7 protein-coding genes are annotated in these 9153 nt (G+C 74.8%); 2 read left to right on the top strand and 5 right to left on the bottom strand.

Annotated features, from left to right (window positions below):
- Window positions 1-184: 184 nt before the first annotated feature.
- From SNE206_RS37620 to SNE206_RS37610, 3 genes are read right to left on the bottom strand one after another with little or no spacing between them, the layout of a single operon-like run.
- A complete protein-coding gene (locus SNE206_RS37620) occupies window positions 185-457 on the bottom strand; it encodes a hypothetical protein (protein ID WP_407918087.1) in 273 nt (90 codons plus the stop codon).
- The gene (locus tag SNE206_RS37615; RefSeq protein ID WP_407918086.1) at window positions 454-954 is read right to left on the bottom strand and encodes a hypothetical protein; all 501 of its coding nucleotides are present in this window, start codon (window positions 952-954) and stop codon (window positions 454-456) included. Before SNE206_RS37615 ends, SNE206_RS37620 begins: the two co-directional genes overlap by 4 nt.
- Before the next feature lie 13 nt (window positions 955-967).
- Window positions 968-1960, bottom strand: a complete 993-nt coding sequence (locus SNE206_RS37610; RefSeq protein ID WP_407918085.1) for an LD-carboxypeptidase — start codon at window positions 1958-1960, stop codon at window positions 968-970.
- A gap of 279 nt (window positions 1961-2239) precedes the next feature.
- On the opposite strand from SNE206_RS37610, the gene SNE206_RS37605 reads away from it, so the two are divergent.
- Window positions 2240-3145: a hypothetical protein gene (locus SNE206_RS37605; protein WP_407918084.1), complete on the top strand. Its 906-nt coding sequence runs from the start codon at window positions 2240-2242 to the stop codon at window positions 3143-3145.
- A gap of 101 nt (window positions 3146-3246) precedes the next feature.
- Here SNE206_RS37605 and SNE206_RS37600 read toward each other — a convergent pair whose 3' ends face one another.
- Complete coding sequence (locus SNE206_RS37600; RefSeq protein ID WP_407918083.1) at window positions 3247-3810, bottom strand: NUDIX domain-containing protein; 564 nt, start codon at window positions 3808-3810, stop codon at window positions 3247-3249.
- A gap of 90 nt (window positions 3811-3900) precedes the next feature.
- Between SNE206_RS37600 and SNE206_RS37595 the strand changes: the two genes are divergently transcribed.
- Window positions 3901-4806 (top strand): ATP-grasp domain-containing protein, encoded by a 906-nt coding sequence (locus tag SNE206_RS37595; protein WP_407918082.1) that lies wholly within the window; start codon window positions 3901-3903, stop codon window positions 4804-4806.
- 214 nt (window positions 4807-5020) lie between these two features.
- On the opposite strand, the gene SNE206_RS37590 is transcribed toward SNE206_RS37595, so the two are convergent.
- The gene (locus SNE206_RS37590; protein ID WP_407918081.1) at window positions 5021-8905 is read right to left on the bottom strand and encodes an ABC transporter transmembrane domain-containing protein; all 3885 of its coding nucleotides are present in this window, start codon (window positions 8903-8905) and stop codon (window positions 5021-5023) included.
- Between the last annotated feature and the right edge of the window lie 248 nt (window positions 8906-9153).

The following is a 9153-nucleotide window of genomic DNA, read 5'->3' as shown; positions in this document are numbered from 1 at the left end:
ATCCCCGCTCCGAAAAGCGAATCCGACCGCAACCCATATAAACGCGCACGCCGAATTCGCACAGGGACGCGACAAGACACGGCCCTGCCCGGGAATCGGGAAGTGATGGTTCAGAGGATTGGCCGCCCCGGGACCGTCCGCGCAGATGCGTGTCCGGTGCTCCCTGCCGAGCGACCAGGTAACACTACGCCTCTTCGGGCGGCACAGGCAAACCGGAGACCTGGACGATCCAGTGGCACCCGGCCCGGCAGGCCTTCACGTACTCGCCGTTGGGGTGGTCGTTCGTGACGATCCGCAGGTGGGCGGCCTCTCCGTCCTGGCCGTTCCGCGTGTGGCGCTCGACGAGCCGGCTCCGGCGGACGTCGTCCTCCGCGTCGATGTACCAGAGCTCGCGGAGCAGTCCGCGGACGGCGGACCACGGTGCGTCCGCGGACGCGAGGTAGTTGCCCTCGGTCACGACCAGTCGCGTGTGCGGAGCAATGACGTGCCGCGCCGCGACGGGCTCGTCGAGTGCCCGGTCGAAATCCGGCGCGTAGATGTCGTGGAACCGCTCGTCACGACCCGCCCGAGGAGCGCGAGATATCCGGCGGTGTCGAAGGTCGCCGGGGCGCCCTTCCGTGCACGCAGCCCGAGCCTGTCCAGCTGGGTGTTGGAGAGGTGGAAACCGTCGAGCGGGAGGTAGGCGGCGGCGCCCGGCCCTTCGCTCGCCACGATCCCGTCCACCAGGTGGCGGGCGACCGCCGACTTCCCCGCGGCCGGCGGCCCGGCCAGCCCGAGGACGGTGCGGCCGGTGGCGCTGCCCGGCCCGCGGAGCAGTCCCAGCGCCCGGGTGAGCAGTTCCTGCGCGGACACGGTCGGGGCGCCGGCCTCGTGAGGACCGGTCGGTCCGGGTACGGTGCCGCCCGGCCCTTCGCAGCCGTCGGGGATCCGGTCGTGCGGTGCGTCAACGTGCATGGCCGCACCCTACTCACGCATCGGGCGTGGCGAGGACCGGTTCGTCGATGGTCAGGGTGCCCGCGTCCGCGTCGAGCAGGGCCCGGACGCCCAGTGGCACCGTGAGGCTGCTGGGCCCGTGTCCGAAGCCCAGCTCCCAGAGGACGGGCACGCCGAGCGGGCCGAGCCGGTCGAGCATGACCTCGCGGACGCGTTCGAGCGGTCCGCAGCCGTCCCAGGAACCGAGGGCGATGCCGGCGACACCGTCGAGGGCGCCCGAGCGCAGCAGCTGGGTGAGCGTGCGGTCGAGCTGGTACGGCTGCTCGTTGACGTCCTCCAGGAGCAGGATCGTCCCCGCGTACGAGGAGCGGCCGGTGGAGGTGGCGAGGTCGGTGGCGAGCAGTGCGGCGCAGCCGCCCGCGGTGGTGCCCGTCGCACGGCCGGGGACGAGGGCGGTTGCGGTGCGCGAGGTGAGGGTCCGCGTGCTGTCGGGGTCGAACAGGGTCCGACGGAGGTGTTCGGCGGTGGAGGGGTCGTCCAGGAAGGCCGCCGCACTGCCCATCGGCCCGTAGAGGGTGGGCAGCCCCAGCCGGGCCGCGACGGCCTCGTGGAGGACGGTGACGTCGCTGAAGCCGACCAGGGTCTTCGGGGGTGCCCCGCGCAGGGCGTCCCAGTCGACGAGGTCGACCATGCGCTGGGCGCCGTAGCCGCCGCGGGCGCAGATGACGGCCGAGACCGTGGGATCGAGCCAGGCCCGTTCGAAGTCGGTGGCGCGGTCGCGGTCGGTGCCGGCGAGGTAACCGTGCACGGGGTGGCGGTCGAGGACGTGCGCGCCGAGGACGACCTCCAGACCCCACGAGCGGAGCAGGGCCTCGCCCGCGGCGAGGCGGTCCGCGGCGACGGGACCGCTCGGGGCGACGAGCGCGACCCGGTCCCCGGCGGTGAGGCGGCGGGGGCGGACGGGGTCCGAGGGCGGGACGACGCGGTGCGCAGTCCGGTGTGCCGTGCGGTCGGGCAGCTGATTCATCGACAGGTCCTCCCCCGGGTGACTGGTTCGCCCGCTCACGGTATCCCCGCCGCCGGGGCGGACGATCCCTCGCCGGTGGGGCCGTTGCTGCGGTCCGCGTCCGGGCGCCGGGCGGTCCCGGCACGCCACAGGAGCGATTTCCGGCCGCCGACTCCGGGCAGGGGTGTGGCGAACAGGGCCGCCGGTCCCCACCGCACCCCTCACATCGTGGACCGAATCGGCTCCCAAGAGTCTTGTGCGGCAGGATCGTTCATGCCGCAGACGGAAGGGTCCGCACCCATGACCTCGCTCGACAGGCCGCCGGACGGTCGGACGGTCTCCGCCCGGACCGGCACCGACCAGGCTGCCCCCATCCGGACGGTCCCCACCCGCAGCGCGGCTGCCCAGGCCGCCGGCGAACGGACCGACGGTGACCGGACCACGGCCAACCTGCTGGCAGGGCTGGCCGTTCGGCTGCGCAGCGCGTACGAGGACGGGGCCGAGCCGGCCGGGCTGGCGGCAGCCTGCCTCCGCTCGGAGGCGGAGGTACGCCAACTGCTGGTGGCCGCAGGTGCCGACCTGTCGGCGGAGGAACGGAACGGCGGCGGTCCGCCGCTCTCCGGCGCAGCGGCGGGGCCCGGCCCGGACGCCCTCACCACGGCAGCACCAGGCACGGCAGCATCAGGCACGGCCGCGACCACGACCACGGCCACCGGTACGGACACCCCGGCGGGCTCCGGCGGGTCGGGCCCGGAGGACGGCGCCGGTGCACGGCACGTACGAAGGGTGCGCCGGCCGACGCCGTCGCGGAGGCTGCGGCGCTTCCATCCCCGGCAGGCCGACCGGCCGGACGGACGCCGGGCTCCCGGTCCCGCGGCGGGACAGTCCGCGGCCGGGGCCGACGACGGTCCGCCCCTGGGCATACTGATCGGCGGCTCGGCACAGCCGGCCGTGGCGGCGCCCGGGCCGGCGGTGCGGGTCGCGGCGCGACTGGTGCGGCGGCGGTCCGGGACGTGCCTGGTCGTGCTGCCGTCCTGGCGGGAGGCCATCGCCGTCGCGGTGCCGACGGAACAGCTCCTCACCTCGACCGGGCTGCACGCCGACGAACTGGCCGGCGCGCACCTCAGCGTGGTGATCAACCCCGACGCCCTGCACGACCGCGACCTACGGCTGCACGACTGGCGCGTCGAGCCGCCGCAGGACTGACGGACGCGCACGGCCGGCCGCGGCAGACGCGCTCGAACCGGCCGCGGTCAGGACCGCACCGGGTCAGGCCGCGGTCAGGGCCGCACCGGGCCGGGCCGCGGTCAGGTCGACGGGCCGGCCGGTCGGCTGTTGGGGCTGCCGTTGGGCACGTACCCCAGGTGGACGGGTGCGGCCTCGGGGGCGACCAGCAGGGCCGGGAGCTGCGGGGGCCACAGGGCGTCGGCATCCGGGTCGGCGAGGTCGGCCGGGGTCCACCAGCGCCAGCCGAGGATGCGGTCGACCGCGTGGGCGGCGCTCACGTCGCCGACCGGATCGCGTCGGGGGCCGGTCGTCACGAAGATGTGCTCGTGCTGGCGCACGGGGATGCCGTGCCAGGTGAAGTCGTGTTCCCACGTGCAGAGCAGGCGGCCGGTGGCGAGGTCGGTCCACCCGGTCTCCTCGGCCAGCTCGCGGCGGGCGCCGTCGACGGGCAGTTCGCCGGCCTCCAGCCCGCCGCCGGGCATCGTCCAGTGGACGCCGACCTCGCTGTTGTCCGAGCGGAGGAGGAAGACGGCTCCGTCGGGAGCGATCACCGCGGTCCTGGCCGCGCGGCGGGGGGTGCGGGGCCGGCCGGAACCCCCGTCGTGGGAGGAGCGCCGCCCGAGGAACCGTCGCAGATTCGGCATCGGATCACCGTGGCACAGGGGCCCGTGACTGTCGAACGGTTTGCGGAGCACCGTGCGAGCGCCCGGACACCGGACCTACCCTTGTGCGCCATGACCTCTCCGGCCGTCCTCCTGCCGCTCGACCCGCTCGCCGTCCGGCGGCCCCGCCCGGACCCGCACTTCCTGCCGGAGGCCGAGGCGGTCCGGGAGGCGGGCGGCACCTGGCGGCTCCTCGACCACGACGCGCTGCTCGCGGGCGACGCGGAGGCCGCCGTACGGCTGCTGCCGGAGGGCTGCGGGCCGCTCTGGTACCGCGGCTGGATGGTCGGCGTGGCCTCGTACCACGCGCTGGCCGGGGCGCTGGCGGCCCGCGGCGGCACTCTGCAGACCTCGCCGGCCGACTATGCGCGGGCACACGAACTCCCCGGCTGGTACGAGGTGTTCGCGGGCGCGACCCCGGCCACGCGGTGGCTGCCCGGGGCAGGCCTCCCGGGCCGCGCTGCCCTCGTCGGGGCGGCGCGGCTGCTCGGCTCCGGCCCCGCGGTCGTCAAGGACTACGTGAAGTCGCGCAAGCACGAGTGGCACGAGGCCTGCTTCGTGCCCGAGCTCACCGACGCCGACGCGCTCTGCCGGGTCGTGGCGCGCTTCGTCGAGCTGCAGGGCGACGACCTCGCCGGGGGTGTGGTGCTGCGCCGCTTCGAGGACTTCGTGCAGCGGTCGGACGGTGGAGGTCCGGCGCAGGCGGTGGAGGCCCGGGTGTGGTGGCTGGACGGTGAGCCGGTGCTGGTGGGCCCGCACCCGGACGTGCCGGGGGACGTGCCCGCACCCGATCTTTCGGCGGTGCGCCCGCTGGTCTCTGCGCTGGGCTGCCGGTTCGTCACCACCGATGTCGCGCAGCGGGCCGGCGACGGGGAGTGGCGGGTGGTCGAGGTCGGGGACGGGCAGGTCAGCGGCCTGCCCCGGACGGCGGACCCCACGGCGCTCCTCACCGCTCTGCTGTCCGCACCGGCTCGCTGAGACACGGCCGGCCGGCCACCCCAGCCGACCGGCCCTGCCGGACTTGCGGGGCGGGGGGGGGGGCCCCGGGCCCGCGGGGGGGGCCCCCCCCCCCCCCGCGCCCCCCCCCCCCCCCCGCGGGGCGGGGGGGGGGGGGGGCCCCCCCCGGCCCGGGGGGGGCCCCCCCCCGCCCCGCGAGTCCGCCCGCCCGGGCCCGGGCGGGCGGTGCTCCGGCTCAGCCGACCGGCGTGGACCGGCCGTCGGCCACGAAGGCCTGCCACAGCCGGTGGTAGACGCCGCCGCGCAGGAGCAGGTCGTCGTGGGTGCCGTCCTCGACGATCCGGCCGCGGTCGAGCACGACGATCCGGTCGGCGCGTTCGGCGGTGGTGAGCCGGTGCGCGATGACGAGGGTGGTGCGGCCGCCGGAGAGACGATCGGCGGCCGCGTTGACGGCGGCCTCGCTGGCGAGGTCGAGGGCTGCGGTGGCCTCGTCGAGCAGGAGGATGTCGGGGTCGACGAGTTCGGCGCGGGCGAGGGCGACGAGCTGGCGCTGGCCTGCGGAGAGGTTGCGTCCGCGGGCGGCGACCCGGTGTTCGTAGCCGTCGGTCAGGCCGAGGATCATGTCGTGCGCCCCGACGGCCCGGGCGGCGGCCTCGACCTCGGCGCGGGTGGCGTCGGGCCGGCCGTAGGCGATGGCCTCGTGGACGGTGCCGGCGAAGAGGTACGCCTCCTGCGGGACGACACCGAGCCGGTGGCGGTATCCGGCGAGGTCGTACCGGGTGACGTCGGTGCCGTCGATGCGGACGCGCCCCCCGGTGGCGTCGTAGAACCGGGCGACGAGCTTCACGAGGGTGGACTTGCCGGCGCCGGTCTCGCCGACCAGGGCGACCGTCTGGCCTGCCGGGATGTGCAGGTCGATCCCGGTGAGGACGTCGGGCCTGCGCTCGCCGTCCCCGTTGTAGGCGAAGCTGACGTCCTCGAAGCGGATCTCGCCGCCGAGCCGGTCGACCGGCGTGCCGGGCTCCGCCTCCGGGGTGCTGGTCGGGGTGCGGAGCAGTTCGCGGATGCGGCCGAGGCTGACGCTCGCCTGCTGGTAGCCGTCGAAGACCTGCGAGAGCTGGTTGACGGGTGCGAAGAAGAGGTCGATGTAGAGCAGGTAGGCGACCAGCGCGCCGATCGTGAGGGTGCCTGCTTCGACGCGGGACGCGCCGGCGATCAGCACCAGGGCGGAGGCGACGCTCGACAGGAACTGGACGAACGGGAAGTACAGCGAGATGTAGAACTGGGCCCGGGCGCGGGCGTCGCGGTACTCCAGGCCGCGGGCGACGAACCGGGCGGTGTTGACGTCCTGGCGGCGGAAGGCCTGGACGATCCGCATGCCGGCGACGTTCTCCTGGAGGTCGGCGTTGACGGTGGAGATCAGGTCGCGGGAGATCTGGTACTGGACGGTGGACTTGCGCCGGAACACCAGGGTGGCGACGACGAGCACCGGCAGCACGGCGAAGACCACGACGGCGAGCCCGGCGTCGAGCACGAGCAGGGCGGCGAAGATGCCGAAGAAGGTGAGGAGGCTGACCACCGCGGTGACGACGCCGGTCTGGAGGAACGTGGAGATCGAGTCGACGTCGGTGGTCATCCGGGTCATGATCCGGCCGGTGAGCTCGCGCTCGTAGTAGTCGAGGCCGAGCCGGTTGAGGTGCGCGAAGATCTTCAGCCGCAGGGTGTACAGGACGCGCTCGCCGGTGCGGCCGCTGACCTTGGTCTCGGCGCTCTGCACGAGCCAGTCGACGAGGACGACGGCCAGTGCCGCGAGCGAGGCCACGGCGACTCCGGCCATGGCGGCCTTGCTGACGCCGTCGTCGATGCCGTGCCGGATCAGCACCGGGAGGGTGAGGCCGGCAGCGGTGTCCAGGGCGACGAGCAGCAGGGCGAGGGCGAGCGGGCGCCGGAAGGGCGCCAGCAGGGTGCGGAGGCCGAAGTTCGGGTCGCCGGCCTCGGCCTCGGCGGGCCGGACGTCGGGGGTGTCGGCCGCGGGCGGGAGGGCGGCGACCTTGGCGAGGAGTTCGGCGTCGTCGCCGGCCTTGCGGGGTGCGGCCGCGGGGGGTGTCCGGGTGCCGTCCGCCGGTGCGGGGCCGTCGGCGGATCCGGTGGATCCGGTGGCCGGGCCGGCGGCGAGGTCGGCAGGGTCTGCGGGGGTGCGGTCGGCCGCGTCGGGATCGGTGATCAGTGCCCGGTAGAGGGGACATCGGGCGTCGAGTTCCTCGTGCGTGCCGATGTCGACGAGCCGGCCGCGCTCCAGCACGGCGATCCGGTCGGCGAGCTGCAGGGTGGACCGCCGGTGGGCGATCAGCAGCGTGGTGCGGCCGGCCATCACGGAGCGGAGCGCGCCGAAGATCTCCGCCTCGACCTGGGGGTCGACGGCGGAGGTGGCGTCGTCGAGGAGCAGCACGCGCGGGTCGGTGAGGATGGCGCGGGCGAGGGCGATCCGCTGGCGCTGGCCGCCGGAGAGGGTGAGGCCCTGCTCGCCGACCTTGGTCCCGTAGCCGTCCGGGAGCTCGCGGATGAAGCCGTCGGCCTGGGCGACCCGGGCGGCGGCCTCGATCTGGGCCTCGGTGGCCTCGGGGTGGCCGTAGGCGATGTTGGTGCGGACGCTCTCGGAGAAGAGGAAGCTGTCCTCGGGCACGATGCCGACGGCGGCGCGCACCGAGTCGAGGGTGAGGTCGCGCAGGTCGTGGCCGTACAGCCGGATCGTGCCGGCGGTCGGGTCGTAGAAGCGCGGGACGAGCTGGGCGACGGTCGACTTGCCGGAGCCGGACGCGCCGACCAGGGCGAGGGTCTCGCCGGGTGCGAGGCGCAGGCTCAGGCCGTCGAGGACGGGGACGGGCTCGTCGTGCCCCTCGTAGTGGAAGTCGACCTGGTCGAGGGTGAGGGCGTCGGTGCCGGCGGCGACGGCCGCGGTGTCGGCGGGGGTGAGGGCGTGGGCGCCGGGCCGTTCCTCGACGTGCGGGCGCTGGTCGATCAGCTGGAGGACGCGCTCCACGCCGGCCCGGGCCTGCTGGGCGACGGTGATCACCATGGCGAGCATCCGGACGGGTCCGGTCATCTGGGCAACGTACGTCGAGAACGCCACGAAGGTGCCGAGCGACACCTCGCCGCGGACGGCCAGCCAGCCGCCGAGGGCGAGCACGGCGACCTGGGCGAGGGCGGGGATCGCCTGCATGGCGGGGGTGTAGCGGCTGTTCAGGCGGATCGACCGGAGCCTGGCCGCGAAGAGGGAGCGTGAGACCCGCTCCAGCTTGCCGCGTTCCTGCGCCTCCTGGCCGAAGCCCTTGACGACCCGGACGCCGCCGACCGCCGCGTCGACGACCCCGGCGACGGCCGCGGCCTCCTGCTGGGCGGCCCAGGTCGCCGGGAAGAGCCGCTTGCGGCTGAGGGCGGCGCACCACCAGAGGGCAGGGGCCATCACGAGGGCGATGAGGGTGAGCGGCAGCGAGAGCCAGAGCATGACCACGAGGGACATGCAGAACATGAGGAAGTAGCCGGTCATCATCGGCAGCATGGAGAGCAGGCCGTTGATGAGCTGCAGGTCCGAGGTGGCGCGGCCGACGACCTGGCCGGTGTCGAGTCCGTCCTGGCGGCGGCCGTCCAGCCGGGTGAGGGAGCGGAAGAGGTCGGCGCGCAGGTCGTGCTGGACGTCGAGCGCGAGCTGGCCGCCGTAGTAGCGGCGGATCTGCGCGCAGAGGAAGACGACCGCGGCGGCGAGCAGGAGGACGATCGCCCACGGGGTGAGCGGCCGGCTGTGGGCGGTGATCACGTCGTCGATGATCAGTTTGGTGACCAGGGGGACGACCGTGCTGACGGCCATGCCGACGAGCGAGGCGCCGAAGGCGAGCAGGACGTTGCGGCGGTAGCGCCACGAGTAGCCGGCGAGCCTGCGGAGCCAGCCGGATCCGTCCGCGCCGTCCGCGCCCGGGGTGTCGTGGCCGGGTGCGGTGCCGTCGGGTGTGCGGGCTCCGCGCGCCCCGTCCGCCGGGCGGCGGCGGGACTTCTTGCCCGGCCGGTTGCGCTGAGGATCGGCGTTCCGGGACAGCTCCGCAGTAGAACCATGAGTCTCAGGCATATTTAGGGATACTAACCATTCGGCACGTGTACCGTCCATCGCGTTTCGACGGACGCCCGGCAGGCTCAACGACCGACGGCCGGGGAACCTTCCCGCTGCCCTCCAGGGTCGCCGACGGCCCGCCCCCGCGCACCGGGCGGGCGACCGGGACGCCCTGCGGCCTTCGCCCTAAGCCCACCGGAACCCGCCTGCCGCACGGCGGCGCAGCAGCGCTCACGGCGCACCCGGACGGCGCACTGCCGTCGTCG

The sequence above is a fragment of the Kitasatospora sp. NE20-6 genome (genome assembly GCF_045862635.1).
The sequence above is the reverse complement of the archived record's forward strand: the minus strand, read 5'-3'. Positions and strand labels throughout refer to the sequence as shown.